Source organism: Streptomyces sp. NPDC028314, assembly GCF_055565795.1.
The window spans coordinates 336,652-362,966 of record NZ_JBVHTP010000003.1 but is presented as its reverse complement, the minus strand read 5'-3'; the positions used below and the strand labels follow the sequence as shown (position 1 = coordinate 362,966).

The 26,315-nt window shown below is 72.3% G+C and carries 28 protein-coding genes; 17 read left to right on the top strand and 11 right to left on the bottom strand.

The window, feature by feature from the left end; genetic code table 11:
• Positions 1-42: 42 nt before the first annotated feature.
• The gene (locus ACZ4TG_RS09485; RefSeq protein ID WP_468161035.1) at positions 43-1,239 is read right to left on the bottom strand and encodes a barstar family protein; all 1,197 of its coding nucleotides are present in this window, start codon (positions 1,237-1,239) and stop codon (positions 43-45) included.
• Between the two features lie 96 nt (positions 1,240-1,335).
• Positions 1,336-2,268, bottom strand: a complete 933-nt coding sequence (locus ACZ4TG_RS09480) for a LysR family transcriptional regulator (protein WP_468161034.1) — start codon at positions 2,266-2,268, stop codon at positions 1,336-1,338.
• 187 nt (positions 2,269-2,455) lie between these two features.
• On the opposite strand from ACZ4TG_RS09480, the gene ACZ4TG_RS09475 reads away from it, so the two are divergent.
• From ACZ4TG_RS09475 to ACZ4TG_RS09450, 6 genes are all read left to right on the top strand, one after another.
• Positions 2,456-3,028, top strand: a complete 573-nt coding sequence (locus ACZ4TG_RS09475) for a DUF6817 domain-containing protein (protein ID WP_468161032.1) — start codon at positions 2,456-2,458, stop codon at positions 3,026-3,028.
• A 40-nt stretch (positions 3,029-3,068) separates the two neighbouring features.
• Positions 3,069-3,782, top strand: a complete 714-nt coding sequence (locus ACZ4TG_RS09470; RefSeq protein ID WP_468161031.1) for a hypothetical protein — start codon at positions 3,069-3,071, stop codon at positions 3,780-3,782.
• Between the two features lie 231 nt (positions 3,783-4,013).
• Complete coding sequence (locus tag ACZ4TG_RS09465) at positions 4,014-4,652, top strand: TetR/AcrR family transcriptional regulator (RefSeq protein ID WP_468161029.1); 639 nt, start codon at positions 4,014-4,016, stop codon at positions 4,650-4,652.
• Positions 4,649-5,449, top strand: coding sequence for an LmeA family phospholipid-binding protein (locus tag ACZ4TG_RS09460; RefSeq protein WP_468161028.1), 801 nt, complete (start codon positions 4,649-4,651; stop codon positions 5,447-5,449). The genes ACZ4TG_RS09465 and ACZ4TG_RS09460 overlap by 4 nt, the downstream gene beginning before the upstream one ends.
• Before the next feature lie 269 nt (positions 5,450-5,718).
• Positions 5,719-6,273, top strand: coding sequence for a hypothetical protein (locus ACZ4TG_RS09455; protein ID WP_468161027.1), 555 nt, complete (start codon positions 5,719-5,721; stop codon positions 6,271-6,273).
• A gap of 137 nt (positions 6,274-6,410) precedes the next feature.
• Positions 6,411-7,208, top strand: a complete 798-nt coding sequence (locus ACZ4TG_RS09450; protein WP_468161456.1) for a VOC family protein — start codon at positions 6,411-6,413, stop codon at positions 7,206-7,208.
• Between the two features lie 88 nt (positions 7,209-7,296).
• Here ACZ4TG_RS09450 and ACZ4TG_RS09445 read toward each other — a convergent pair whose 3' ends face one another.
• A complete protein-coding gene (locus tag ACZ4TG_RS09445) occupies positions 7,297-8,190 on the bottom strand; it encodes a S41 family peptidase (protein ID WP_468161026.1) in 894 nt (297 codons plus the stop codon).
• 79 nt (positions 8,191-8,269) lie between these two features.
• Positions 8,270-8,668, bottom strand: a complete 399-nt coding sequence (locus tag ACZ4TG_RS09440; protein WP_468161025.1) for a nuclear transport factor 2 family protein — start codon at positions 8,666-8,668, stop codon at positions 8,270-8,272.
• Between the two features lie 136 nt (positions 8,669-8,804).
• Between ACZ4TG_RS09440 and ACZ4TG_RS09435 the strand changes: the two genes are divergently transcribed.
• Positions 8,805-9,263, top strand: coding sequence for a MarR family winged helix-turn-helix transcriptional regulator (locus tag ACZ4TG_RS09435; RefSeq protein WP_468161024.1), 459 nt, complete (start codon positions 8,805-8,807; stop codon positions 9,261-9,263).
• An 83-nt stretch (positions 9,264-9,346) separates the two neighbouring features.
• Complete coding sequence (locus tag ACZ4TG_RS09430) at positions 9,347-10,963, top strand: phospholipase D family protein (protein ID WP_468161023.1); 1,617 nt, start codon at positions 9,347-9,349, stop codon at positions 10,961-10,963.
• A 32-nt stretch (positions 10,964-10,995) separates the two neighbouring features.
• Here the strand turns inward: ACZ4TG_RS09430 and ACZ4TG_RS09425 are convergent, their stop codons facing one another.
• Positions 10,996-11,739, bottom strand: coding sequence for a TetR/AcrR family transcriptional regulator (locus ACZ4TG_RS09425; RefSeq protein WP_468161022.1), 744 nt, complete (start codon positions 11,737-11,739; stop codon positions 10,996-10,998).
• A 142-nt stretch (positions 11,740-11,881) separates the two neighbouring features.
• Positions 11,882-13,417, bottom strand: a complete 1,536-nt coding sequence (locus ACZ4TG_RS09420; RefSeq protein WP_468161021.1) for an FAD-dependent monooxygenase — start codon at positions 13,415-13,417, stop codon at positions 11,882-11,884.
• A 257-nt stretch (positions 13,418-13,674) separates the two neighbouring features.
• Here ACZ4TG_RS09420 and ACZ4TG_RS09415 point away from each other — a divergent pair, with 257 nt between their 5' ends.
• The 5 genes from ACZ4TG_RS09415 to ACZ4TG_RS09395 all read left to right on the top strand — a co-directional run bounded on the left by ACZ4TG_RS09415 (position 13,675) and on the right by ACZ4TG_RS09395 (position 17,942).
• Positions 13,675-14,523, top strand: a complete 849-nt coding sequence (locus ACZ4TG_RS09415; RefSeq protein WP_468161020.1) for an ABC transporter substrate-binding protein — start codon at positions 13,675-13,677, stop codon at positions 14,521-14,523.
• Positions 14,520-15,320 (top strand): amino acid ABC transporter permease, encoded by an 801-nt coding sequence (locus ACZ4TG_RS09410; protein WP_468161019.1) that lies wholly within the window; start codon positions 14,520-14,522, stop codon positions 15,318-15,320. The genes ACZ4TG_RS09415 and ACZ4TG_RS09410 overlap by 4 nt, the downstream gene beginning before the upstream one ends.
• Before the next feature lie 37 nt (positions 15,321-15,357).
• Positions 15,358-16,149, top strand: a complete 792-nt coding sequence (locus ACZ4TG_RS09405; RefSeq protein ID WP_468161454.1) for an amino acid ABC transporter ATP-binding protein — start codon at positions 15,358-15,360, stop codon at positions 16,147-16,149.
• Positions 16,150-16,344: 195 nt separating this feature from the next.
• On the top strand, positions 16,345-16,863 hold the full coding sequence (locus ACZ4TG_RS09400) for a hypothetical protein (RefSeq protein ID WP_468161452.1): 519 nt from the start codon (positions 16,345-16,347) through the stop codon (positions 16,861-16,863).
• 110 nt (positions 16,864-16,973) lie between these two features.
• Positions 16,974-17,942, top strand: a complete 969-nt coding sequence (locus ACZ4TG_RS09395; protein WP_468161018.1) for a TAXI family TRAP transporter solute-binding subunit — start codon at positions 16,974-16,976, stop codon at positions 17,940-17,942.
• Positions 17,943-17,946: 4 nt separating this feature from the next.
• Here ACZ4TG_RS09395 and ACZ4TG_RS09390 read toward each other — a convergent pair whose 3' ends face one another.
• The 3 genes from ACZ4TG_RS09390 to ACZ4TG_RS09380 all read right to left on the bottom strand — a co-directional run bounded on the left by ACZ4TG_RS09390 (position 17,947) and on the right by ACZ4TG_RS09380 (position 21,673).
• Entirely contained in the window at positions 17,947-19,413 is a 1,467-nt protein-coding gene (locus ACZ4TG_RS09390) for a sensor histidine kinase (RefSeq protein WP_468161017.1), read from the bottom strand.
• Positions 19,410-20,138 carry a response regulator transcription factor gene (locus ACZ4TG_RS09385; protein ID WP_468161016.1) on the bottom strand — a complete coding sequence of 243 codons (729 nt, stop codon included), beginning with the start codon at positions 20,136-20,138 and terminating at the stop codon, positions 19,410-19,412. Before ACZ4TG_RS09385 ends, ACZ4TG_RS09390 begins: the two co-directional genes overlap by 4 nt.
• A 134-nt stretch (positions 20,139-20,272) precedes the next feature.
• Positions 20,273-21,673 carry an MFS transporter gene (locus ACZ4TG_RS09380; RefSeq protein ID WP_468161015.1) on the bottom strand — a complete coding sequence of 467 codons (1,401 nt, stop codon included), beginning with the start codon at positions 21,671-21,673 and terminating at the stop codon, positions 20,273-20,275.
• A 207-nt stretch (positions 21,674-21,880) separates the two neighbouring features.
• Here ACZ4TG_RS09380 and ACZ4TG_RS09375 point away from each other — a divergent pair, with 207 nt between their 5' ends.
• Positions 21,881-22,297 carry a hypothetical protein gene (locus ACZ4TG_RS09375; protein WP_468161014.1) on the top strand — a complete coding sequence of 139 codons (417 nt, stop codon included), beginning with the start codon at positions 21,881-21,883 and terminating at the stop codon, positions 22,295-22,297.
• Between the two features lie 13 nt (positions 22,298-22,310).
• Here the strand turns inward: ACZ4TG_RS09375 and ACZ4TG_RS09370 are convergent, their stop codons facing one another.
• Complete coding sequence (locus ACZ4TG_RS09370) at positions 22,311-22,931, bottom strand: TetR/AcrR family transcriptional regulator (RefSeq protein ID WP_468161013.1); 621 nt, start codon at positions 22,929-22,931, stop codon at positions 22,311-22,313.
• Between the two features lie 154 nt (positions 22,932-23,085).
• Here ACZ4TG_RS09370 and ACZ4TG_RS09365 point away from each other — a divergent pair, with 154 nt between their 5' ends.
• The 3 genes from ACZ4TG_RS09365 to ACZ4TG_RS09355 are packed head-to-tail and all read left to right on the top strand — an operon-like array spanning position 23,086 to position 25,443.
• Positions 23,086-24,531: an amidase gene (locus ACZ4TG_RS09365; RefSeq protein ID WP_468161012.1), complete on the top strand. Its 1,446-nt coding sequence runs from the start codon at positions 23,086-23,088 to the stop codon at positions 24,529-24,531.
• A 36-nt stretch (positions 24,532-24,567) separates the two neighbouring features.
• Positions 24,568-24,933, top strand: a complete 366-nt coding sequence (locus ACZ4TG_RS09360; protein WP_468161011.1) for a hypothetical protein — start codon at positions 24,568-24,570, stop codon at positions 24,931-24,933.
• A 33-nt stretch (positions 24,934-24,966) separates the two neighbouring features.
• Positions 24,967-25,443, top strand: a complete 477-nt coding sequence (locus ACZ4TG_RS09355) for a hypothetical protein (RefSeq protein WP_468161010.1) — start codon at positions 24,967-24,969, stop codon at positions 25,441-25,443.
• A gap of 40 nt (positions 25,444-25,483) precedes the next feature.
• Here ACZ4TG_RS09355 and ACZ4TG_RS09350 read toward each other — a convergent pair whose 3' ends face one another.
• The gene (locus ACZ4TG_RS09350; protein WP_468161009.1) at positions 25,484-26,263 is read right to left on the bottom strand and encodes an SDR family NAD(P)-dependent oxidoreductase; all 780 of its coding nucleotides are present in this window, start codon (positions 26,261-26,263) and stop codon (positions 25,484-25,486) included.
• Between the last annotated feature and the right edge of the window lie 52 nt (positions 26,264-26,315).

Genomic DNA, 26,315 nt, shown 5'->3' with positions numbered 1-26,315 from the left:
GCGCCCACCGTATCGTCACCGTCGAACGGGCGACGTGCGGGTTCAACGCGGTTCGACGGTGACGCCGAAGCCCCTCAGGCGCTCGGCGATCTCCTCGGCGTACGAAGTGCCTTGCGACGACCCCTCGTCGGCCAGCGCGGCGCGGGCCACGTCGAAGTCGTGCCAGACGAGCGTGAAGGGCGGCGCGGCGCCGTATCCGCCGCTCAGACAGTCGAAGAGCGAGTTCCAGCAGTGGCCGTAGTACCCGCCGGGGCCGTTGACGGCCTCGCCCAACGCGCAGTGCAAGGCGTGGAAGCCGGTCACGAACCGGCCGTCGAGGTGGTACTCGCCGCCCTGCCGGTCCGGGCCGGTGCTCTTCTCCGTGAGCCAGAGCCATTCGCCCCTGAGGTCGTCGGAGAAGGGCACCCACCGGTTGGGGGCGGTCGGGCGCCCCTGTGACCAGGCCTCCCACACTGCGGCGAGTGCCGGCGGCGGCTGGTCGTCCATCCATCCGCGCAGCTCCACGTCGACCAGGTCCCCGCCCGTGGCGGAGGGACATGTCCCGGTGGCCCAGAGCCTTGCCCGCCGACTCGTCATGACGCGGCCGCTGCGGTCGAGTGCCAGGAGGTCCATCGAGGTGGTGCCCTGGGACAGCACAGGGGCATCGGGCTCACAGCCGACGAGCCGCAGCTCGGTCATCCGGAGATCCGGCCGGCGGACGAAGAGCCCCGGCACCGCGCCGCAGGAGCCGTACGGCGTGTCGCCCTCGGCCCGGAACAGCTCGAAGCCCAGCTGTTCCTGACGTGACTCCGACAGGTCGCCGAAGGACCAGTCCGGAGTCCGCACACCGGCCTCGACGATCAGGTCGACGAGCGAGGCGTCCTGCGGGCTGGGACGGTGCTCCAGGACGACGGCGTCGCAGAGCCGGTAGTGCCAGTCGTGGACCTTCTCGCCTTTGAGGCCGACCTCGATCCGCACGTCGCCGACCCGGCCTCCGTCCTGCCCGTCGACAGCGTCACGGAGCGCGCCGAGCGGTGCGCACTCGAACAGCACCAGTTCCTCCCGCGCAGGGGCCGGCGGTTCGGCGAACAGTCCCTCGACGTCGGAACACCTCGCCATGAGTTCGAATCCGCCGGCGCGGGGGATGCCGTTTCCGTCCTCGTCCCCCTCGTCCTCCGCGTTCGCCTCGGTCTCCGCCGTCAGGGCGTACCGCAGGGGGATGTCGCGCTCCCAGCTCCAGCGCTGGTGAAAGGGGTCCATGCCGCTCATTCAACAGGGCGCCGCCCCACGTCACCCGATCGCCTCGTGCCACGACCCGCCGGGAGAGCGCCGCGTCCTGACGGGCGGCGGCGCCCCTCAGCCCCGGGCCGCCGGGATCGTGGCGGGCCCGGGGGCAGGCCGGTTCGCAGCACAGTTGCGGGCGACGGTGTCGGCGAAGGTCCGCGCCAGCGGGGAGAGCGCGTCCCAGCGCCGCACGGCCCATCCTGCGCACAGGACCGGGAGGGCGGGGATGGGGACGAGGCGCAGGCCGGTGTGACCGGGGCCGAGCCAGCCGGGGAGAGCGGGGACGATCGCGCAGCCGAGGCCCAGCTCGGCCAGGAGGATCGCGGTGTCCCAGTCGGCGACGCTGGTGTCGAAGACCGGCCGGATCCCCGATTCCTCCAGCCAGTTGTCGAGGTGGGAGCGGGAGGTCGAGTTCTCGGGAAGTCCGACGATCCGAACGCCCTGGAGGTCCGCCGGTGCGATGAGGGGTTTCGCCGCCAGAGGGTGGTCCGTACTCACGGCCAGTACCCAGGGCAGCTCGATCACGGGGCGTTGTTCGATGCCCCGTACCGCTGGGCCGACGGTGATCCAGGCGAGATCGAGGCCGCCGGAGGCGAGTGCGTCGAAGCAGCCACGGCTGGAGTTCTCGGTCTCGAACTCCAGGCTGACCCGCGGGTACCGGCGCCGGAAGTCGACGATGGCGTCCGACATGAAGTGGCGGACCGTCGTGGCCCCGGTGGTGATCCGGACCGAACCGCCGTCGCCGCGCACGAGGTCCTCGATCTGGCGCAGGGCATGGTCGATGCTGCCCAGCCCGTCTTCGACCGCGACCCGCAGCAGGTGTCCGGCCTGGGTGGGCACGATCCCCCGCGGGTGCCGTTCGAGGAGGCTCAGGCCCAGCTCCCGCTCCAGGCGTTTCACGTGCTGGCTGACGGCCGACTGCGTACACGGCACATCGCGCGCGACCGCGCTGAGGGAGCCGGCCTTGCACACCGCGACGAAGAATCGAAGATCTTCAAGAGTCACGGACCCAAGCTACAGCTTGGGTCCGTGCAATCAACCTGGAGGATTGACTTGGGTACTTCCTCTTGTGAGGATTTTTCTCGGGCCCAGGGCGGCAACCCGGCAGGGACCTGAGCATGTTCCGGACGGTTGCTCAGGGCACTGTCGGGTGCCGACCCGACCGCACCCGACCCGAGGAGGAACCCACCGGATGCCGCCTCCGGCCGACCGCGTCCTTGCCGCCCTGCGCCTCTTGGAGGAACTGGGCGCCGCAGCCAGCGAACATCCCGGCGGCACCCTCGGCGCGCACCTGCGGCGCGTACAGCAGCAACTCGAACGCTGGGAAGCCCGCCCCGCCCTCCAACTCGCCGGACTGTGCCACGCCTTCTACGGCACCGACGGCTTCGCCACCGCCCCGCTGGCACTCGGGCACCGGTCCAGACTGGTGGAAGTGATCGGCGCCGAGGCCGAATCGATCGTCCACTTCTACGCGAGCTGCGACCGCGCCTCCTCCTATCCCACGCTCGCCGGCGCCGACGCGGCCTTCCGGGACCGGTTCACCGGCCGCACCTTCACCCCGACCCTGCGGCAGCGCCAGGACTTCGTGGAACTGACCGCTGCCAACGAGTTGGACCTCGCCCGCGTCGACGCGGGTTTCCGGGAGGCGGCCGGAGCCGGCCTGCTGGCCCTGTTCACCCGGCTCCGGCCCCTGCTGAGCCCGCTGGCGTGGCAGGACTGCGCGACTGTGCTGGCCCCGTGCGGGGGACGGGCGGGACCCGTGTGACCATGGCCCCTTCGGAGCATCCGCACCTCATGGGGGGACCATGCGCACCCGTACCACCACCGTCTCGACCTGCCTCGCCGCCGTGCTCGCGGCGTCGCTCGTCCTGTCCGGCTGCACCGGGTCCGGCGCAAGCCCGCAGGGGAAGGGGAGCAGCGCCGCCGCTCCCGCTCCCTCCGCGCCGGGCGGCGGCTCCGGGTACGAGGGCCCCCGGCCGCAGGACCAGAACCTGCTGGCCTGGACCGGCGACCCCAACGACGCGGGGCACGTCACCGCCCAGACCGCGGCCGGGGTAGGCGGACGGGTCACCCTGGTGCGGGTCGTGCTGCGCGAGCAGATCACCTGGTCCAACGTCTGGCTGGGGCTGGCCGGCATCGACCCGAACGCCCAGCTCTCCAACTGCTACCTCGGCGTCTACGACGCCCACGGCACCCTGCGCGCGTCCACCGCCGATGTGTCGCCGCAGCTGATGACCGACGCCATAGCCAAGCCGCTGCCCCTCGCCAAGCCCTTCACGGCCGCTCCCGGCACCTACTTCGTCGCCCTCCTCCTCAACGGCAACTGGGCCACCAACGCCCTCACGCTCAAGTCCACGGGCGCCGGGATCTCGGTGAACGCGGGCCTGACCCCGCCGAACCTCCGGTACAGCACCGTCCTGACAGGCCAGAGCTCCCTGCCCGCCACCGTGAACCTCAGCGAGCAGTCCACCAGCACGATCAACACCGGCTGGGCCAGCCAGTGGTACGGAATCTCCTGAACGGACCGCACCGCTCATCGGAGGGTCAGGCGCGGCAGGGCCCGGCCGGGAAACCCGGGCGGCCACCAGTCCAGGAGCCCGCTGCCCCAACCCCACTGGAACTCCCGGTGAGGTAGCCGGTCGCTCCCGTGCCCCGGGGGGAGTCCGGGAGGGTGTCGTACGTCAGCGCGGCGGGGAAACTGGCAGTCCTGTCAATTGACATGAATGTCAGATATGACGGATGGTTGTGCCATGGCCACTGGATCCGAGCCGCCCGGGCCGCCGGGACTGCGCGAACGCAAGAAAGAGGCGACCCGCCGGGACCTGCGGGACGCGGCGGCCCGGCTCTTCGCCGAGCGCGGATTCCTCGGGACCACGATCGCCGAGATCGCCGCCGGGGCGAACGTCTCCGAACGGACCTTCTTCCGCTACTTCGAGAGCAAGGAAGACGTACTGCTGCCCGACAGCAGGGAGTTGTTCATCCGGATCGAGAAGTCCCTCCTGGACCGGCCGGAACACGAAAGCGCCCTCCAGGCCGCCTGCGCCGCCGTCCTGGACGCGGTGGGCTTCTTCGCCACCAGCAGCCTCACCGCGCTGACCCACCCCTTCGACGAGGTCCGCGAACACGCGCGGGCCCACATGGTCCAGCAGTTCGCCGAGTTCGAGGACCGCTTCGGCGAACTCATCCAGCGGCGCCTCCCGCTCGGGACACCGGACGCCGACCTGCACGCCGCGGTGATCGCCGCGTCCGTCCTGTCCGCCGCCCGCGCGGTACTGCGTACCCTGCGCAACCGCAGGCGGGCGGACGTAGCGGTGGAGCCCGTGGTGCCGGGGCGACTGCTGCTGGAAGCCTTCGACGTACTCACCCGGATCGGAACCACAGCCCCGTGAATCGACGCCGTACCCTCATGGCCGCCGCAGCCTGCACGACCGCCCTCGTCGCAGCGGCCGGTGCCACCGACCTCGTGATGCAGCACAAGGTGGAGCAGCGCGTCGCCGAGGTCGCCGCCTGCCGGCTGGACACCGAGAACGGCGTCGACGTCGAGCTCGACGACACCTTCGCGGGCCTGACCGCCCTCACCGGCTCGGTCGGCACGGTCCGCGTCACGGCCGACGGGGTGCACCGCCAGGGAACCGACATGGACGTCTCGGCGGTGCTGCACGGCGTCTCCACCGGCGGACAGAGCGACGGCGGCACGGCCACCGCGACGGTCGCGTACACGGAACTCGACAAGCGCCTCGGCGAAGCGGGCGAAGGCGTACAGGCGGGCGAGGACATGAAGGCCGGCACCGACGGCAGCCGCCTCGTCCTCAGCGGAACTGCGGGCGGTCTGCCCGTCACCGTCGTGACGGAGCTGACCACCACCGCGCACAGCCTCACCGCCACCCCCACCGCCGTCCGCGCGATGGGCCGCCAACTGCCTTTGGACCTGCTGTCCAAGCTGCCCGGAGCCGGACGGATGGCGGAGCAGCTGCGACCCCGCACGGTGGAGATCACCGAACTCCCCGACGGCACCCGGCTCACCGGAGCCCGGGCCACCGGCACGGGACTGGTACTGGACTTCGCCCTGTCGCCGACCCGGGCGGACACGGCCGCCGCGACGGGCTCCACGGGCGCCACGGGCTCCCCCGGCGCCGCGGGCACCGGCCCGGGCGCGAACCGTACGACGGACTGCCGCACCGCCTGAGCTCCGCCATGCCGGTGACAAGAACGCGGCCGGTTCGGCCAGCTCGGGGCGGGTGCGCAACGGCTCCAGGAACCGGCCGGTCATACGACCGCACCCTGACGAGGCGCCGACGGGCCCCCGGGGCGCGCACCCGCGCTGTGTCGTTCCGGTGGCGCCGCCTCGTTCCAGTGGCTGGGAGTCGTACCGAAACGGCCGGTTTCGTCCTGCTGTGGGCCGGGTTCCGCTGCGAACCTTCCGGTGTCCGTTCGCAGCCCGCATAAGGAGTCAGCATGAGCAGAAGGCATATCCGGCTCGGCGTCGTCGTCGCTTCCGCCGTTCTCGCCCTGGGCAGTGCCGGTCTGGGGGCGGGAGCGGCGCAGGCCGCCTCCGTCGCGCCGGCCACCGCCTCCTTATCGACCTCCTCGTCCTCATCGGCGGTGAGCAGCGACACCGAGACGATCATCCACGGCACCAGCGGCCTGACCCGCGGCCAGGCGTGGTCCTCGCCCGACGGCGGTACCGTCCTGGCCCAGCAGACCGACGGGCACGTCGTGCTCTACCACAACGGCGTCGCGATCTGGACGGCCCGCGGCACGTACGGCATCGGGACCTCCTTCTACATGCAGGCCGACGGAAACCTCGTCGCCTACGACGCCGCGATGCGCCCGCTGTGGAACAGCGCGACCGACCGGCACCCCGGAGCCCACCTGGCGATCCAGAACGCCGGGAACATGGTCGTCTACTACGGGGCCACGCCGATCTGGTGGTCCAACTTCCGGCCCGGCGGCCCCGTGGACCCGGGTGACGGCGAGTGCCACCCGACCCCGCACCAGCTCTGCCCGTAGGCGCCGCGAAGCAGCGCGGGAACCACAGGCACTTCGGTCCTCCGCGTCACCCGTACGGCCCGATTCGGGCCGTACGGGCCGGGTAGGTGACGGCGCGTCCTTCCCCACTCGCCATCCCGGAGGCATCCGTGCCCGACATGAACGGCCCCTACAAGCCCGGCACTCCGTGCTGGATCGACCTGATGGTCCCCGACCAGCAGGCGGCCCTCGACTTCTACGGCGACCTGTTCGGCTGGCAGGGCGAGATCGGCCCGCCGGAGACCGGCGGGTACTCCGTCTGTCTGCTCAAGGGCAAGCCGGTCGCCGGCATCATGCGCGCGATGAATCCCGACGGGACGGTGCCCGACCCGATGCCGCGGAGCGTGTGGACGACGTACCTCTCCACCGACGGCATCGACGCCACCCTCAAGGCGGTCTCCGAAGCGGGCGGCACCGTCATGGTGGGGCCGATGGACGTCATGGAGCTCGGGCGGATGGCTGTCGTCACCGACCCGACCGGTGCCGTCGTCGGCCTCTGGCAGCCCGGCACCTTCGAGGGCGCCGGCATCGTGAACGAGCACGGCGCGCTGATCTGGAACGAATTGAGCACGGGCGACACCGACGCCGCCGCGGCCTTCTACTCGGCCGTACTGCCGATCAGCCCGGCCCCGTCGGACATGCCGGGAGCCGAGGGCTACACGGAGTTCAAGGTCGGGGGCCGCGCCGTCGCCGGCATGCTGGACCTCTCCAAGCTGCCCCCGGGCGTTCCGCCGCACTGGATGCCGTACTTCCACGTCGACGACGTCGACGCCGTCCAGGACGCCGCCGTGCGGGCCGGCGGCAGCGTCCTGGCTCCCGCCTTCGACATGGCCGCCGGCCGGATGGCCGTCCTCGCCGACCCGCAGGGCGGGGGCTTCTCGGTGATCACGGCCTCGTCGCCCGAGCAGCCCGCCTGACCGGTCCGGGCGATCGCCTGACCCCGTTCCGGCGCTCCCCGGAGCTCGCGGCGCCCGGCGGCGCCGCGAGCGCGGGGGAGCGTACGGCCTAGGAGTCGAGGCGTTCCAGAACCGCCTTGATCGCGGTGTCCAGCGCCCGGTCGGCCGGGACGGGTACGTCGGGGACCACTCCGACGCCTTCCCAGTTGGTGCCGGTCACGGTGTTGACGGACCGGGCGATCGGGACGGTCACCAGGATGTGCTCGGAGACCGCGTATCGGACCGTCGGATGGGCGCCGCCCCGGGTGGTCTCACCGACCACGACGGCCCGGCCTTGCGCCTGCAGGGTGTACGCGACGTCCTCGCCGCCGGAGAACGTGGCGGCGCTGGTGAGCACGTGCACCGGGCGGTCGAGGTAGCGCGGCGCGGGAAGGTGCGCGCTGGTCCAGTACTGGCGGGTGGCATCGGAAGGCCGGTCGTAGATGTCGTTGAGGTGCACCTCGCCGTCGGGGAAGAAGTAGCTGCACCACATCGCGGCGCCGTCCGGTGCCCCGCCACGACATGCGCGCAGGTCCAGGATGAGCGCGGAGCTGTGGGCGGCCAGCTGCATGGCCGCGCCGATCGAGGCGGCGCCCTCCTGGGCGGAGGCGATGAGCCCGATGCCGATCAGCGCCACGTTCCCCTCCAGGTGCTCCACGCGGCGGATCCCCTGGTTCTCGGCGCGGAGCAGGGCGAGGAACGCGGCGCGCCCCGCGTCCTCGTCCTCGGGCTCCAGCGACTGCGGCTCGTCCGACCAGAGCAGCCGCAGATGCTTGTCCGGGCAGACCGCCTGGAGGTGGGCGGTCACGGCCTCGCAGAGCGCCGGGCCGTCCAGGCCGTCGTACGCGCCTGCCTGGAGGTGGCGCCGTACGGCCGCGCCGATGTCCGCCGTCTTCTCGGGAAAGACGTACCCCGAGTCGATCCGGCCGAGGGCCTGTTCGACTATTCGTTCGTTGGTGATCATGGCGGGCCACGGTAGACGGCGCGCGGCTTCCCGGCCAGCGATTTCCCGGCGCGCGGCGGGGCCGGGGGCGGGCGGGCCCTCAGCGGGCGCTGCCCAGATTCCGGTCGGCCTCGGCGCCGGCCAGCATCAGGGTCGTCTCCTCGACGCGACGGAACCTGCCGTCGGGGGCGAACTCGGCGAAGAGGTAGACCTCCGTGCGCACGGCGGAGCCGTCCTTCTTGGTGACGTGCACGGTGTGGCGGTCGGCGTACAGGGTGCCGTCGTTGAGCTCGTCGTGCACCTCGACCGTGCCGGTGGCGACCACCGTGCGCAGATGCGCGATGTGGGCGAGGAAGCCGGCGCGGTCGTCCCACCGGCCGTCGGTGCGCTGGCGGTAGTCGGGGGCGAAGTGCCGGTCGGCGGCTTCCTCGAGGCCGATCTCCGGGGAGAAGAGGAGGTCGGTCAGGGCGGCGGTGATGTTGGTGCTGGTCGCGGTCATGGTCTGTCCTCTGTCCGTATCCGTGCGTGAGCGGGCGTGCGTGAGCAGGCGTGCGTGAGCCCGAAAAAAGCGTGCGCCGAGCACGCTTCTGGAAGGGTACGTTATTTCCGTGCGCCGCGCACGCTATCCTGGGGCCGTGGCACACGACATGGGGCACGAGATCGCCGACGCACTCGGAGAGCTGCTCAAGCGGAGCCTGCGGGCCGAGCTGTACCAGGGGCTGACCGAGAATCTCGGCGAGGGCGTCGACGAGGTCACCTACCCGGTGCTCAGCGGGCTCGCCAGGACGGGGCCGTGCAGTGCCGCCGACCTGGCCGCCGAGGTGGGCCTGGACCGCTCCGGCGTCAGCAGGCGCGCCTCGCGCCTCGAGGCGGCCGGGCTCGTGCGCCGCGATCCCGACCCCGACGACCGGCGCTCCGTCCTGCTGACCCTCACCGACGAGGGCGCCCGTACCGTGGACACCATGCGGGAGCGCCTCGCGCTGCTGGTCGAAGCCTCCCTGGAAGGGTGGCCGCCGGGGGAGGCCCGCGTCTTCGCCCGCGGGCTGCGCAGGTTCGTGGACGAAGGCCCCTTCGGGCGGCGTTCGCAGGCGTGAGCTCCGGTTCGCCGTAGCCGCCACCGGGGGCGGCACGTGAAGACGCTCCGAGCGGGTAGACGCTCCGGCGGAGGCCGAGACACGTGAAACTCAGCGACTGGATGCTCACCGTCAGCGAACGCGGCAACGACGCGACCCGCCTGGACGCACGACACCCCGACGGAGCCGCGTGGACGCGCGGGAACCACGTACGACCGCTGGTGCACGGAGCGACGTACTTCGCCGAGCTGCTCAAGGCGATCCGGGCCCAGCGCTCGGGAGACCTCCTGCTGTTCACGGACTGGCGCGGCGACCCCGACGAGCGGCTCGACGGCGAGGGCACGGAGATCGGCGCCGTCCTGTGCGAGGCGGCCGGGCGCGGTGTGATCGTGAAGGGGCTGATCTGGCGCTCCCACCTGGACGGACTCCAGTTCAGCGAGACCGAGAACCGCCACCTCGGCGAGGAGATCGAGGAAGCCGGCGGCGAGTGCCTGCTCGACATGCGGGTACGCCCCGGAGGCTCCCACCACCAGAAACTGGTCGTACTGCGCCACCCCGGCCGTCCCGAGCTCGACGTGGCGTACGTGGGCGGCATCGATCTCTGCCACAGCCGCAACGACGACGCCTCGCACCGCGGCGATCCGCAGGCCCTGCCCTTCGCCGCCGCCTACGGGCCCCGGCCGCCCTGGCACGACGTCCAACTGGCCCTGAGGGGCCCGGCCGTCGGCGACATCGAGGCCGTGTTCCGCGAGCGCTGGGACGACCCCGCACCCCTCACCCGCAGTCCGCTCGTCCGGCTCCGGGAGCTCCTGGACCGTGAGGACACCGAAGCGGACCGACTGCCCGACCAGCTCCCCGACCCCCAGCCGTGCGGCAGCCACACCGTACAGGTGCTCCGCACCTATCCCAACCGCCTGCTGCGCGGCTACCCGTTCGCGCCCGACGGCGAACGCAGCATCGCGCGCAGCTACCTCAAGGCGCTCAAGAGGGCGCGCAGGCTCATCTATTTGGAGGACCAGTACCTGTGGTCCCCGAACGTCGTGGAGTCCTTCGCCGCGGCCCTCCACGACAACCCGGAGCTGCGCCTGATCGCCGTGATACCCACCGTCCCCGAGCAGGACGGCCGGCTCACGAGGCCGATGAACCTGGTCGGACGGATCACCGCGCTGGACAGGCTGCGCCGCGCGGGCGGCGACCGCGTGGCGGTCTACGGACTGGAGAACCACGCGGGTACCCCCGTGTACGTGCACGCCAAGGTGTGCGTGATCGACGACGTCTGGGTCTCGGTCGGATCCGACAACGTCAACCTGCGCTCCTGGACCCACGATTCGGAACTCAACTGCGCGGTCCTGGACGAGACCCCGGACGCCCGCCCGCCGCGCGACCCGGCAGGCCTCGCGGACGGCGCCCGCCGCTACGCCCGCGACCTGCGGCTGGAGCTCTCCCTGGAACACCTCGACGGCGCGGCTCCCGGCTCCCCGTACACGCCGGAGCTCATCTGCGACCCGGTGAGCGCCTTCGACGCCTTCGCGGCGAGCGCCGCCGCGCTGGACTCCTGGCACGAGGGCGGCTGCCGGGGGCCGAGGCCCGCCGGCCGCCTGCGCACCTACCGGCCGCCGGAGCTGCCGTGGATGACGCGGCGCCTTTCCATGCCCCTGTACCGGCTCTTCGTCGACCCGGACGGGCGCCCGTTCGGCCTCCGGCGACGCAACGCGTACTGAACCGGCCGAGCCGAGCCGGAACGCAGACCGGCCTAGGGCACGTCCCGCGCGTCGAGCGGAGCGCGGGTCGCCCGGAGGTGTTCGAGCCCGTGGACCAGGAGCGCGAGGCCGAAGCGGAACTCCTCCTCCAGCGGAACGGAGGTGAGGCTGTGCGCGGCCCGTGTGAGGGCGGGATAGGCGGCCGGGTCCAGGTGCCGGTAGAAGGCGGCGAGCTGGGGGCCGTTGTCGGGAGCCGCGGAGGGGCCGTGCTGCTGGGCGGTGAAGCCGATGACGTAGTGGGCGACGGCGGTGAAGGCGCGGGCGGCCAGGCCGGCGGGCAGCCCGTGGTCGAGCAGGGTGTGCAGGACCCGTTCGCGCTGGGCCAGGCCGTTCGGGCCGACGGGTACCTGGGCGATGAGCAGGGGAAGGACGTTCGGGTGGCCGCGCAGGGCTCCGTAGAGGCGTTGGGCCGTGGCGGTGAGGGTTTCCTGCCAGGTGGAGAGGGCGGCGAGGTCGGCCAGGTCGGCCTCGCCGAGGACGCGGTCGACGACGTAGGCCAGGATCTCGTCCTTGCCGGCGAAGTGGCGGTAGAGGGTGGCCGTGCCGGAGTCGAGGGCCTCTGCGAGCATGCGCAGCGTGAACGCCTGGACGCCGTGTTCGTCGACGAGGCGCAGGGCCGCGTCGACGACGCCGGCGGTGTCGATCGCGGGGCGGCCGCGCCGCGGACCGGTGGGGGTGGGGGGACGTGAGGCCCACCATGCCGGGCTGCCCGGGAGGACCGGTGGGTTGGCGGCCATGAGGCAGCTGCCTTTCTCGCCGTAGCTGGTTTCCGCCGGGGCGCTCAGGGGGCCGGCGTGCTCGTACTGGTGACGAGGCCACGGTAGCGGGGGATCGCGGGCGGCTTCGGTGGCGGGCGCAGGGCCCGCCACCGCCGGTGCTTCAGCCGGCCCGAAGGCCGGCGGTCATGGACCGGACCGCGGAGGCCGGGCCGGGATCGGCGGGCGGACTCGCGATGTGGCCGACGTAGCCGTCGGGGCGGATGAGCAGGAGGGTGTCGTCGGTGATCCCGTAGGTGCCGATCAGGGCCTCCTCCTGCGGATCGCGCGGCGTGGTGTGGCCCAGAACGGTATGGCGGTGCAGCGGGACGCCGTGGGCCGGCCACGGGAGGCTTGCCAGGGCGGCCCGGGCGCGTGCGCCGAAGGCGAGGGCGGTGAAGTGGGGGCCGCGGTAGAGGTCGAACATGCGCCGCGCCCCGGGGGCGGGGGCGGCCAGCGGGGCGTCGGGTGCGCGGTCGCCGCAGCGCAGGGTGACGGTGCGGGGGGAGTCCGCGGGGGCCAGCGGGCCGCCGAAGTAGCTGACGTTCAGCTGGTGTTCGTCCTGGCCGCGGGTGAGCCTGCCGGGGCGTGCCTGCCGGAGGCCTTCGTACAGCTCGGTGGACCGGCCCAGGACGTGCGCGGCGACGGGCCGCCGCTCGCCCTCGTAGCTGTCCAGGAGCGACTCGGGCGCTCCGGCCAGCACCTGCTGGAGTTTCCAGCCGAGGTTGTGGGCGTCCTGGACCCCGGTGTTCAGACCCTGCGCCCCGGCAGGGGTGTGGACGTGGGCGGCGTCGCCGCACAGCAGGAGACGCCCGTGGCGGTAGCGCTCGGCGAGGCGGATGTTCGGGCGGAAGACCGAGGCCCAGGTGACGTCGCGCAGTGTCAGCGAGCGGCTCACGCGACGGCGCAGCAGAGCGGCGAGGGCGGTCTCGGTGAGGTCCGCGGGGTCGTCCGGCCGAATCTTGATCATCAGCTGGAAGCGGTCACCGCCCGGCAGCGGGCAGGCGGCGACGCTTCGACCGCCGGGGCGGGGCCAGACGTGCCACCGGTCGCGGGGCAGGCCGTCGACGGATGCGTCCACGACGATCATCCGGTCGGCCTCGTCCGTGGTGCCTTCGAAGCCGATGCCGGCGGCCTTGCGCACGGTGCTGGCCCCGCCGTCCGCCCCCACCACGTAGCGGGCCCGCAGCTTCCGGCCGTCGGCCAGGCGCACCGCGGCCGCGTTGGCGTCCTGGGTGATGTCCGCGGCCGGGGAGGAGAAGTCGACGGTCACGCCGAGGCGCTCGACGGCGCCGAGGAGCAGGGCCGTGGTGGCGTACTGCGGCAGCAGCAGGATGTCCGGGTAGGGGGTCGCGGCGTTCTCGGGGGCGGACTGGTGCATCTGCCAGGACTTGGTGAAGGGCCCCAGGTGCAGGCCCATCGGAGGGTAGGGGGAGCCGGCCGCGCGGGCGCCGTCGGCGAGGCCGAAGTCGTCCAGTACCTCCAGGGTCCGCGGCTGGATGCCCTTGGCGCGTGAGCCCTCGAAGGTCCTCTCCGACCGTTCCACCAGCCGTACCGCGAGCCCGCGGCGTGCCAGGTCGAGGGTGAGGGCCAGGCCGACCGGGCCGGCGCCGACGACGATCACATCGTGCTCCGGAGCCACATCGTCCGATTTCGTCATGTCCATCCACCTTTGCCGTCTGCGCCCGTATGCGTGGATCAATTATGGCTACATTGTAGCCGTAATTAGCAGGGGTGGCGCCGGCCGCTTTCCGGGGACCGGATCGCGCCTCGGGCCGGGCAGATCCGGTCCGCGGCGACGACGGACCCGGAACGCTTCACGGATGATCCCCCGCCACGCGCCACCCGTGGCTTACGATCTCGGCGGACGGTCCCGTCCCGCGACCGCCGCACGCCCCGCACTCGTGGAGGTCAACCGTGTTCCGGACGGCCAGAGGAATCCGCAGTCGCCCCAGCAGCTTCCGCATCCGAGCCGCGGCCGGAGCCGCCGCAGCGGGTGTGTTCCTCGTCGCCGGCTGCTCATCGGGCGGCGAGGGGCCGGGCGAGGCGGCCGGAGGGGTGCCCGTGGTGGAGAAGGGCAAGCTGACCACCTGCACCCACCTGCCCTACCCGCCGTTCCAGTTCGAGCAGGACGGCAAGGTGGTCGGTTTCGACGTCGCCCTGGTCGACCTGGTCGCGAGCAGGCTCAAGGTCGAGCAGAAGATCCTCGACACGCCCTTCGAGAACTTCAAGACCGGCGCCTTCCTGAACTCCGGCGAGTGCGACCTCGCGGCGGCCGGTATGACGATCACCGACGAGCGCAAGAAGAACGTCGACTTCTCCGTCCCCTACTTCGACGCGACCCAGGCGCTGCTCGTCACCAAGAAGAGCGGTGTCACCTCCCTCGCCGACGTCAAGGCCAAGTCGAAGAAGCTGGGCGCCCAGGCCGAGACCACCGGCGAGAGCTACGCCAAGGCGCAGGGCTTCGATCCCGTCGCCTTCGAAAGCTCGGACGCGGTGCTCAACGGACTGCGCACCGGCCAGGTCGACGCGGTCGTCATCGACTACCCGGTCGTCCAGGGCTGGCTCAAGGACCCCAAGAACGCCGCCGAGTTCACCCTCGCGCAGAACGTCGACACCGGTGAGCAGTACGGCTTCTCGGTGAAGAAGGGCAACACCGCCCTCCTGGCCGCGATCGACAAGGCGATCACGGACGCCAAGGCCGACGGCACCTACAAGAAGCTCTACGAGCAGTGGATCGGCCCGCTGCCCCAGGGCACGCCGTGACCTCTCGGCTGACCCGCCGGCAGCGGCGCCGCATCTCGCAGGGCATCCAGTACGTGCTCTTCGCGGCCGTGCTGATCCTGATCGGCGTCCATGCCGACTGGGACCGGCTGCAGAACCAGTTCGCCCAGAAGGACCTGGCCCTCCGGCTCTTCCCGGAGATCATCACCACGGCCCTGCGCAACACGGTCGTCTACACGATGTCGGGGTTCCTCCTGGGCCTGGTCCTCGGCCTGGTCATCGCCATGATGCGGCTGTCTTCGGTGGCCCCGTACCGGTGGGTCGCCAGTGTGTACATCGAGCTGTTCCGCGGCCTCCCCGCCCTGCTGATCTTCATCTTCGTGGGCGTGGCGGTGCCGCTGGCGTTCCCCGGCACCGAGATCCCGGGCGGTACGTACGGCAAGGTCGCCATCGGCCTCGGCCTGGTGGCCGCCGCGTACATGGCGGAGACGATCCGCGCCGGCATCCAGGCGGTGCCCAAGGGGCAGATGGAGGCGGCCCGCTCGCTGGGCTTCTCGCACGCCCGCGCCATGGTGTCGGTGATCATCCCGCAGGCCTTCCGCATCGTCATCCCGCCCCTCACCAACGAACTGGTCCTGCTGTTCAAGGACTCCTCGCTGGTGCTGTTCCTCGGTGTGACGCTGGACGAGCGGGAACTGACGAAGTTCGGGCGCGACCTCGCCAGTCAGACCGCCAACTCCACCCCCATCCTGGTCGCGGGCCTGTGCTACCTCCTGGTGACCGTGCCGCTGAGCTTCGTGGTGCGGCGCCTCGAGGCCCGTGCGGACAAGGCCACGTGAGGACTTGATGTCACAGAAGACGGAAGCGGGGGGCCCGATGGCCACGGACGGCCCGGAGATCGAGATCCGGGGGCTGCACAAGTTCTTCGGCGACAACCACGTCCTGCGCGGCATCGACCTGGAGATCGCCCGGGGCGAGGTGGTGTGCGTCATCGGGCCGTCCGGCTCGGGCAAGTCGACGCTGCTGCGCTGTGTGAACCTGCTGGAAGAGCCCAGCGACGGCCGGGTGTTCGTCGGCGGTACGGAGGTCACCGACCTCGATGTCGACATCGACGCCGTACGCCGCCGCATCGGCATGGTCTTCCAGCAGTTCAACCTCTTTCCCCACGTGAACGTGATGGAGAACCTCACGCTGCCCCAGCGGCGGGTCCTGCGCAGGGACAAGGACCAGGCCGCCGCCGTCGCCATGGAGAACCTCGAACGCGTCGGCCTCGCCGACAAGTCCGACGCCTACCCGGCCCAGTTGTCCGGCGGCCAGCAGCAGCGGGTGGCGATCGCCAGGGCGCTGTCGATGGGCCCCGAGGTGATGCTCTTCGACGAGCCGACCTCGGCCCTCGACCCCGAACTCGTCGGCGAGGTGCTGGCGGTGATGCGGGTACTGGCGGGCGAGGGGATGACGATGATGGTCGTCACCCATGAGATGAGCTTCGCCCGCGAGGTCGCGGACCGGGTCGTGTTCATGGACGGCGGAGTGATCGTCGAGCAGGGTCCCGCGGCGCAGGTGATCGGCCAACCCCGGCAGGAACGGACCAAGGACTTCCTCAACCGCATCCTGGACCCGGCGGCGGCCGAAGCGCCCGCTGCCGACGGCGACGGCGAGCCCGTCTGAAGGCGCCCCGAACGGCCCCCGGCCCCGGTGGCTGCGTCCCTTGGGGGACTCGGCGACACCAGCGACAACGCGGATTCGTCGCGGGCGGGGCGTGGTGAGACGGTGGACCGAAGGCTCCCGGACCACTGTTAGGGTGACGTGCGCCCGTCAAGTCGGGCCCTCTCTCATCCACTGATATACCAACGGGGTTTGAACGTGAAGCTTCGCCATGTCCGCGCGGTCGCCGTCTTCGGGATCGCCGTCTTCGCACTCACCGGAGCCCGTGGCTCCCACGGCGCCAGCTGCGGAGGCAGCAGCCACAGCTCCGGGTCGAGCTCCAACAGCTCCAGCGGGGGCAGCAGCACCGGCGGCAGCCACGACAACGACAGCACCAGCGGCAGCTCGGGCGGCACCTCCGTCACCGGCGGTTCCAGCAGCAGCAACAAGGCCGAGCGCGACATCAAGATCGACGCGTGCAAGCTGGACGACGCGGGCAAGAACCTGGTCGCACGGCTCACCGTCACCAACAGCGGCGTGCTGGACTCCACCTACAACATCACCATGAAGTTCCGCGGGGACACCGGCTCGACCGCCGCCCCCGCCTCGGCCCGGGTCAGCTCCCTCACGGTCAAGGCGGGCGCGTCCAAGCAGGCCGAGGCCACGACGCCGTACACCGGCAAGGGCGACGGCAGTGAGTACAAGGAGTGCGTCGTCGTCAGCGTGACGAAGAGCTGACGAGAGCTGACGAGAGCTCACGAAGAGCTGACGAACAGCCCGGGAAGAGCTGACGAAGCGCGCCCTCTGACGCACCGCTCCACCGCGGCGGAAGTGGATACGCTGCCCTCGTGACCAGCGCCGAGGTGAGCCGCCGCCGAGTGATGGCCGCCGGACTCGCGGTGGCCGGGGCAGCGCTGGGCGGATGCGCGCGGGACTCCGGCCCCGTCCGGCGGCTGCGGCTCGCGACGGGGCCCGAGGGAGGTCCGTACAACGCCTTCGGGCAGGCCCTGGCCCGGGCCGTCGCCGCCGGCGGCCGCAGGCTGGACATCGTCCCCGTGAGCACCGCGGCCAGCGTGAACAACCTGCGGAAGCTGGACGAGGGCTCCGTCGAGCTGGCGCTGGCCATGGCGGACACCGCCGAGGACGCGGTAGCCGGGCGCGAGCCGTTCTCCCGGCCGGCCGGGGTGACCGCGCTGGCCAGGGTCTACGTCAACTACACGCACCTCCTCGTCCCGGCCGACGGGCCGGTGCGTTCGGTGCACGACCTCGCGGGCCGGCCGGTCGCCGTGGGCGCGGCGGGCTCCGGGGTCCAGGTGGTGGCCGGACGGATACTGCGGGCGGCCGGGCTCAGCGGCGGCCCCTCGCCGGTGGACGAGCGGCAACTGGGCCTCGAAGCCTCGGCGACGGCGCTGCGCGCGGGCGCGGTCGACGCCCTGTTCTGGTCCGGAGGCGTGCCCACCCCGGCGCTGTCCGCGCTGGCGGGTGAGCGAGCCGTGCGGTTCCTGCCGCTGGACGGGTACGTGGGCGCCCTGCGCGAGCGCTACGGGCCCGTCTACACGGCGGTCACGCTGCCGGCCGGGGTGTACCGGCTGGAAGAGCCGGTGGGGACCGTCGGCGTCGGCAACTACCTCCTGGCCCGTGCCGACGTACCGGAGGGGGCGGTCCACGAGCTGCTCCAGGTCGTCTTCGAGAGCTGGAGCCACCTGCTGCGTGAGGTGACGGCCGGCGCGCGGCTGGAACCCCGCTTCGCCATCTCGACCGGGCAGGTGCCGCTGCATCCCGGCGCCGTCTCGTACTACCGGTCCGTGTACGGCTGAGTGCTCAGGGAGTCGGCGCCGGCGGCAGCAGGAGTTCGATGACCAGGCCGTGCGGCGCATTGCCGCTGACGCCGAGGCGGCCGCCGCTGATCCGGGCGATCTCGTCGGCGATGGCCAGCCCCAGGCCGCTGCCGGGAACGTTCTGATGCTCCGGCGAACGCGCGAAACGCCTTAGCAGCAGGCCGAGTTGGTTCTCAGGGACACCCGGGCCGTCATCGGTGACCCGGACGACGGCGCTCCCGTCCGTACCCCGCGTCGCCGTCACCTCGACGCGGCCACCGGGCTGCACGAACTTGACGGCGTTGTCCAGGAGCGCGTCCAGGATGCGGCCCGCCGCGTCGGGCAGGGCCCGTGCCCGCAGCCCCTCGGGGAGGCCGGCGACGGCCAGTTCCAGTCCCGCGTCGCGGAACACCGGAGTCCAGGCCCGCACGCGTTGCCGTACCGCCCGTGACACGTTCTGGTCCGTCAGCTCCGCGGTGGCGGACTCCACCCGTGCCAGCGCCAGCAGACCGTCGAGCAGGTCCTCCAGACGTTCCGCCTCGTCCAGGGCGCGGGTGTGCTCGTCCCGGCCGGGGCCCGGGGCGATGTGCGGTTCGACGTTCTCCAGCTGGAGCACCAGCGTTGCCAGCGGGTTGCGCAGCTGGTGGGAGGCGTCGGCCACGAAGTCGCGCTGGCGGCCGATGGAGTCGGCCACGGCCTCGGCCATCGTGTTGAAGTGCTGCCGTAGCCGGCGCAGCTCCGGAGGCCCGGTATCGGAGACGGCCCGCGTGTGCAGGCTGCCGGCCGTCAGCCCCTCCACCGCCCGGTCCAGATCGAGTACCGGGCGCATCAGCCACCGCGCGATCCCCGCCGCCACCAGCGCGGCTGCCGCGAAGGCGGCGAGTGCCCCGGCGGCGATGAGCGACCAGCGCGCCGTCACGTCCCGGCGGGCGGCGTCGGTGGGCACGGCCATCAGAACGGCCCCGCTCACCCGCTCGTCCCGGCCCACCGGCTCGGCGAGCACCACCGACGCCGGGCCCCAGGGGCGGATGACCGGCAGCCGGTCCGTGGAGCGGCCGGTGAGGGCGCGCCGCAGGGCCTCCGCAGCCTCGGAAGGGGTGCCGGAAGGGGCCTCCGACGCGGTACCGGCGGGGACGTCCGAGGCGGTACCGGAAGGGGCGCCCGAGGCCGCCGGGCCGCCGAGGGCGGGCGCCGCTCCGGCCCGCGCCACCGCCTCTCCCGCGGTGTCGACCACGAGCACTCCCGCGCCGTACAACTGGGCGTACCGGCCGATCTCGGCGGCCAGCTCCGACCGGTCGGCGCCGGTGCGCACCCGGTCGGCGAGATCGGCGAACCGCACCGCTTCCGAACGCCGTTGCAGGAGCAGGTGCTCGGTCCGCCCCCGGGCGTACGCGTCGGCGAGCGGCACACAGAGCAGCAGCGCCGCGACCCCCATCAGCACCATCAGCACCGCCACGAGCCTGCGCCTCACGGTCGCCCGTCCCGGTCGCAGCCCTCCTCGTCGGGCGCGGTCGGGGAGCCGAGCTGGTAGCCGAACCCCCGGACCGTCCGCACCAGGCCGGATCGGCCGGTCTTGGCGCGGATGCCCGCCACGTGGACGTCCAGCGAGCGGGAGGCGGCGAGGAAGGCGTCGCCCCAGATCCGGTCCAGGATCTCCTCCCGGGAGTGCACTTCCTCGGGCCGGGCCGCCAGGAAGGCCAGTACGTCGAACTCGCGCCGCGTCAGGCGCACTTCGGCGCCCGCCACGGTGACCGTACGCCCCGCCAGGTCGACGGCGACGTCCCCGGCGCGCACAGGCCGGGCGCCGGCTTCCCCGGGGTCCGCGCCCGAACGGCCGGAGTGCGTGTCGGTCCGGCGGCGTACGGTGTCGATACGGGCCATCAGCTCGGCCATCCGGAACGGCTTGACGACGTAGTCGTCCGCGCCGGCCCGCAGCCCCTGCACGATGTCCCGCTCCTCGCAGCGCGCGGTGACGACGATGAGCGGCGCGTCGCAGACCGTACGCAGCCGCCGCAGCAGCTCCAGCCCGTCCAGGTCGGGCAGGCCCAGGTCGAGCAGGACGAACTCGGCCTCGTGGACGAGCCGCAGGGCGTCCAGCGCGCGGCCGACCCTGCGGACGGTGTGCCCGCGCTGGGCGAGGGCGGTGCCGAGCGCGTGGGCCATCCGGTCGTCGTCCTCGACGAGAAGCGCGTGCATAGACAGATTCCCCGTACCCGTTGACCGATGGCCGTGACCGGATGGCCGTTGACCGTTGCCGGATGGCCTGGCCCGGCGGCCGGTACCCGGGGCGGCAGCTTACGGGAGCCGCCGCCCCCGGTCACGGGCGCGGATCAGCGCCCGGCGTCCGCGGTGGTGGCCGCCGGGAGGTCCTGACCGGCCGCCCGAGGGCCCTGCTGGTCGGCGTCCGCCTCGGAACGGCTGAGCGCGGCGTTGCGGGTGTCCGGCATCAGGACGTACGTCACGAGGGAGATCAGGGCGCAGCCGGACACGTACCAGAAGAACATCGTCTCGTGGCCGCTGTCCTTGAACCACAGCGCCACGTACTCCGCCGTGCCGCCGAAGAGCGCGTTCGCCACGGCGTAGGGCAGCGCCACGCCCAGGGCGCGCACGCGGGTCGGGAACAGCTCGGCCTTGACCGCCGCGTTGATGGAGGTGTAGCCGGTGACGATCACCAGGGCGAGCAGTGACAGTCCCAGCGCGGACCAGTACGAGGACACCGACCCGAGGGCGGTCATGATCGGGTAGGTGCCGACGGTGCAGCCGACCGCGAAGGTGATCAGCAGCGGGCGGCGGCCGATCCGGTCGGAGAGCATGCCGGCGAAGGGCTGCAGCACGGCGAAGAGGGTCAGGGCGGTGAAACTGACCAGCGTGGCGGTCGTCTTCGGCATGCCCGCGCTGCCGACCAGGTACTTGGTGAGGTAGGTGGTGTACGTGTAGTAGGCCACGGTTCCGCCGAGGGTGAGCGCCATGACCAGGCCGGCCTGCCGCCGGTGCTGCCACAGGGCCTTCAGCGTGCCGCGCGTGCTGTCGTCGTGGGCGTCCTCGCCCGACGACTCCTCCTTGAACGCGTCGGTCTCCTGGAGCCGTCGGCGCAGCCAGAAGACGACCACCGCGAACAGCGCCCCGACGAGGAACGGAATGCGCCAGCCCCAGTCCTCCAGCTGGGCCGTGGTCAGCGTGTGCTGGAGCGTGATCAGGATGCCGAGGCCGAGCAGCTGGCCGCAGGTCATCGACACGTACTGGAAGGACGAGCCCAGGCCGCGCCGATCGCGGGCCGACGCCTCGGTGAGGTAGGTGGCGCTGGCCGCGTACTCCCCGCCGATGCTCATGCCCTGGAGCAGGCGCGCGAGCAGCAGCACCAGAGCGCCGAAGTAGCCGGCCTGGCCGTAGGTCGGGGCCACGGCGATCAGCAGCGCGGCCACCGACATCATGGTGACGGTGAGCGTGAGCGCGCTCTTGCGCCCGTGCCGGTCGGCGGCGCGGCCGAGGATCCAGCCGCCCACGGGGCGCATCAGGAAGCCGACCGCGAAGATCCCCGCGGTGTTCATCAGCTGCGTGGTCGGATTGGAGCCGGGGAAGAAGGAGTCGGCGAAGTAGATCGCGAAGCTGGCGTAGACGAACCAGTCGTACCACTCGACGAGATTGCCGAGCGACCCCCCGATCAGGGCGAGGCGGCGCTTCTTGCGCTCGTCCCCGGGTGGCGACGCGGGCAGGACGGCGGACGAGGACATGGCGGCTCCAGTCGGAAGTCCCTGGTGGGAGACGGCGAAACGCCCCCGGTCGTGGGGGAGTGCCGCCCAGAGCATGCGTCCGCCGCCGGAGCCGGACAAGGTCCGGCACGCAGATCTAACGTTCCGCTAAGAATCCCCGCGCCGGCACGCTGCTTCGGGCGGGTGCGACGATTCGGGTTCGACGGTTTCGAGCGAGGGGAGCGCAGCATGGAGGAACAGGGCGAGGACCGGCTCTTGGAAGACGCGCTGGGCGCGCTCGCGGGGTCGGGGCGTGGGGGCGCCAGGTTCGCGGCCCGACGCATGCGGAAGAACGTCCGGGAGATCGACCTGCTCCTGCCGCTGCCCATCGGCCCCGCCGTCGAACGGGTGCGCGGCGCTCTGGCCGAGCTGAGCCGCGGGGCCGGTCCGTGGCCGGTCAAGGGCGGTACGGGCGGTACGACGCTCCGCGTGATGGTCGGCGGCGGATTCGGCGGCCTGAATCCGGTGGTGGTCACGGTCGGTCTGACCGGTCACGGGGAGGAGGGCACCAGCGTGCGCCTCCGGGCGGCGGCCAAGGAAGGCCTGATCAAACAGCGCGCGGGCGAGAAGGTCGCGGAGCGGCTGGCGCTGCTGCTGGGCACGTAGCGACCCCGGGCCGTCATCCCCGTACGGCGAACCCGTCCCAGAGGCCTTCGAGATGCGCGTGCAGGACATCCTGGGCCTCGCGCGGGGTGAGGTGGCCGATCAGCACGTGCGTGGTGAGGCCGTCCGCGAGGGCGAGCAGGGCGCGGGCCTCCTGCTGCGGATCGACGGGCTCGGGGCGGCCGGCACGGCCGGCGCCCTGACAGGCTTCCGCGACCAGGCCCGCGAACGCCTGCTGCAAGGCGGCGTAGTTCGCCTTCAGCAGCTCGGCGAGGGGCTTGCTGACGGCCGCCTGCGCGACGAAGGCGAGCCAGACCCTGGCCTCGGCCCGGTGCTCCTTGCGGAGCAGGGCGACCTCGGCGGCCGCGTGCCCCAGGGCTGATGCGGCCGACTGGGCCGGGCTCCGGTGGAGGCGGCTGCGTACGCGCTCCCCGATGCGCTCGCCGACGTACCCGAGGGCGAACACGAGCATCTCCTCCTTGGTGCGGAAGCACCGCTGGACCGCGCCCATCGACACCTGCGCGCGGGCGGCGACATCGCGCAGCGTGACGCCTTCCAGGCCGCGTTCGTCGGCGAGGAGGCAGACGGCGTCGGCGATGAGACGGCGTCTGCTCTCGTGGTCCACCTGCTTGGGCATGCCCGCTCGCCTTCCCGTTCCGCCGCGGTGTTCCACCGGGGTCTGTCGTGCGGCCCCATTCTATTCGATGCGCTCGCATCGGATCCCGGGGTATGGTTCGTTCCGATGCAAGCGCATCGGAACGGCGAACGAGAGGACGAGGAGCGTGCAGCACATGGGGGACGCCTTGTGGCAGAAGCCGGCCGAGGCGCAGGCCGCAGCCGTGCGGAGCGGGGAGGTGTCGGCCGTCGAGCTGGTCGAGAGCCACCTCCGGCGCATCGCCGACGTCGACCCGCAGGTGAACGCGGTCACCCAGCTCCTGGCGGAGCGGGCGCGGGAAGCAGCCGCGCGGACCGACCGCCGACGGGCCGCCGGCGAACCGCTGGGACCGCTCGCGGGCGTGCCGTTCACGGTGAAGGAGACCACTGCGGTCGAAGGCGTCCCGACCACCTTCGGCGTGGAGCGCTTCCGCGATCTGGTCGCGCCGGCCGACGCGCCCCCGGTGGCGCGGCTGCGCGCCGCCGGGGCGATCCCGATCGGGCACAGCAACGTACCCACGCTGATCCTGGCGGGGATGCACACGCGCAGCGAGCTCTTCGGCGACACGGTCAACCCGTGGGACAGCGGTGTGACTCCGGGCGGCAGCAGCGGCGGCGACGCGGTGGCCGTCGCCACGGGCATGGCGGCCTTCGGACTCGGCAACGACTCCGGCGGCTCGATCCGCGTCCCGGCACAGTTCTGCGGGGTGGCGGGGCTGAAGCCGACCGCCGGGCGCTTTCCGGCCGACCACCGCTTCCTCGGCTCCGAAGACCCGGGACCGGCGTCGCAGATGCTGGTCACCGACGGCCCGCTGGCCCGCCGGGTGGGCGATCTGAGGCTGGCGTACGAGGTGCTGGCGGGCACCGATCCGCGCGACCCGCGGGCCGTACCGGTACCCGCCTACGGCGAGCCGCTCCCCGGGCCGGTGAAGGTCGCGGTCGTGGCGGACCCCGGCGGCCACGGCGTCCACCCCGCGGTCCGTGCGGCCGTCGAGGCCGCGGCCGGCGCGCTGCGGGACGCCGGGTACGACGTGCGCGAGGTGGCGGACGTTCCCAGGCTGGACGAGGCGCTGGAGGCGTACGGCCGGATCACCGTCACCGAGTTCGCTCCGACCTGGCCTGTCGTACGCACCCTGCTCGGCAAGGGTGGCGACCGCTACATCGGAATGGCCATGGAGCAGACCCCGCCCGCGAGCGCGGAGGAGCTCGTCAAGCTCATGGGGACGTGGCTGAACATCCGCCGCTCCTGGGCGCAATTCCTCGACGAGTACCCGCTGTTGCTGGGCCCCTCGTTCACCGGGCCGCCGGTCGAGCCGGGCCTGGAGTCACGCGACAGGGCGGGGCGGGACCGGGTCGCTTCGGGGATGCGCCTGTGCACCGCCGGCAGCTTCGTGGGCGTGCCCGGCGTCGCCGTACCGACCGGGCTCGCCGACGGGCTTCCCAGCGGAGTGCAGATCATCGGGCGCGCCTTCAGGGAGGACCTGTGCCTGGACGCGGCCCAGGCCGTCGAGGACCGCCTCGGGGTGCTCACACCGATCGACCCGCGCGGGGCCACCGGCGGGTACCGGACATCGGGAGTGTGACCCCCCGTTCGAGCAGGTGGGGGCTAGGCTCCCAGGATGGAACGCGCAGAGGTTCTCAAGCGAGTCATCGGCATCCTCACCGAGGCCCAGGAGATCCGCCGGGCAGCCGAGGCCGGGGAGGACGATGACGTCCCCGCTACGGAAGCGGGAATCGTCACCCACCTGCTGAACGAGATGCTCCCCTCGATCAGCGTCCCGGCCGACGCCTCCCCGCAACAGGTGGCGCGACTCGTCGCGGAGGCGCTGGGCCCCGCCCTGCACACGATGGTCGCCGGATTCAGCCTGGCCTTCACCAGCCTCGCCATGGTGCACGACGGCGGCCGGGCGGACGTCTCCTCGATCGAAGTGCTCCAGGAGCTGGCCCTCGAAGTGGAGGCGGGCACCTACGACGAAGGCCCGTAGGCACACCGCCGCGAACGACAGGAAGCGAACCGAGTGAACGACCTGCTGGAAGGACTCTGCTTCACGGGTCCCGCGATGGTGACCCTGTTCGTCATCGGCGCAGGCAACGAACCGCTGCCGCCCGAGGCCTTCCGCCTCGCCGGACTCGTGCCCGACGAGGTGTTCCCGTTCAGGCTGGAGGAGCAGCCGGAGGAGATCGAACCGTTCGGGCTGATGTCGTACGACCTCACCTTCCACGACACCTCGCTCGACCTGCTCACGTACACGCGCGAGACCCTGCGACGCCTGTGCGCGGACGGCCCGACCGTGGCGTGGGCCGGGTTCGAAGGGTCGTTCCACTACGACCACCTGCTCACCGAGGACACCGCCTCCGCGATCTACGGGTACTGCGTGAGCGGCGAGGAACCGGTGGCCGGATCGGACCTGGCCTCCCTGACCGGCGCGGACTGGAAGGAACGCATCGCCCGGACCCGCGCGGCCCTGGAACAGCTGCTGCGCACGCGCGACTGAGGGCCGTCCCGCCGGAGACCGCTCGCGCCGCCCGACGGGTTCAGTGAACGGAGAAGCCGCCGTCGACGAAGATCGACTGGCCGGTGACGTAGCCGGACGCGCGGCTCGCCAGGAACACGGCCGCTCCGGCGAAGTCCTCGGCCAGGCCGTTGCGCCCGACCATCGTGCGCGCGGCCAGCGCCGCCACCTTCTCCGGGTCGGACGACAGCCTCGCATTGAGCGGGGTCATGACGAAGCCGGGCACGAGCGTGTTGCAGGTGACGCCGTGTGGCGACCAGGCCTCGGCCTGAGAGCGGGCAAGCGACTCCAGCGCCCCCTTGGAAACCCCGTAGGCGCCGCTGTTGACGAACGCCCGGTGCGCCTGCTGGGAGCTGATGTGGATGATCCGGCCGAATCCCCGTTCGGCCATGCCGGGCCCGAACCGTTCGCCCAGCAGGTAGGGCGCCTCCAGGTTCAACGCCATCGTGGTGTCCCACACCTCCTCGCCCAGCTCGCCCATCGGTGGCCGCAGGTTGATCCCGGCGCTGTTGACGAGGATGTCGGGCTCGCCGAACACCTCGGCCGCCTGCTCCGCCGCCGCGCGCACCCCGTCGCGGGTGCTCAGATCGGCGCTCACCGAGGCCACCCGGCAGCCGTCCGCCGCCAGCTCGCCGACCGTGGCGTCCAGCCCCGCCTTCGACCGCGCCACGATGACCACGCCGGCTCCCGCCCGGGCGAGGGCCTCGGTGATGCCCCGCCCGATGCCGGAGCTGCCGCCCGTCACCACGGCGACCCGGCCGTCCAGCGAGAACAGTTCGGAGAGGTAGCTGCGCGAGATCATGCCGACACACTAAACGGCGCGTCCACGACGACCGTGCCCGGGGGAGAGGCCC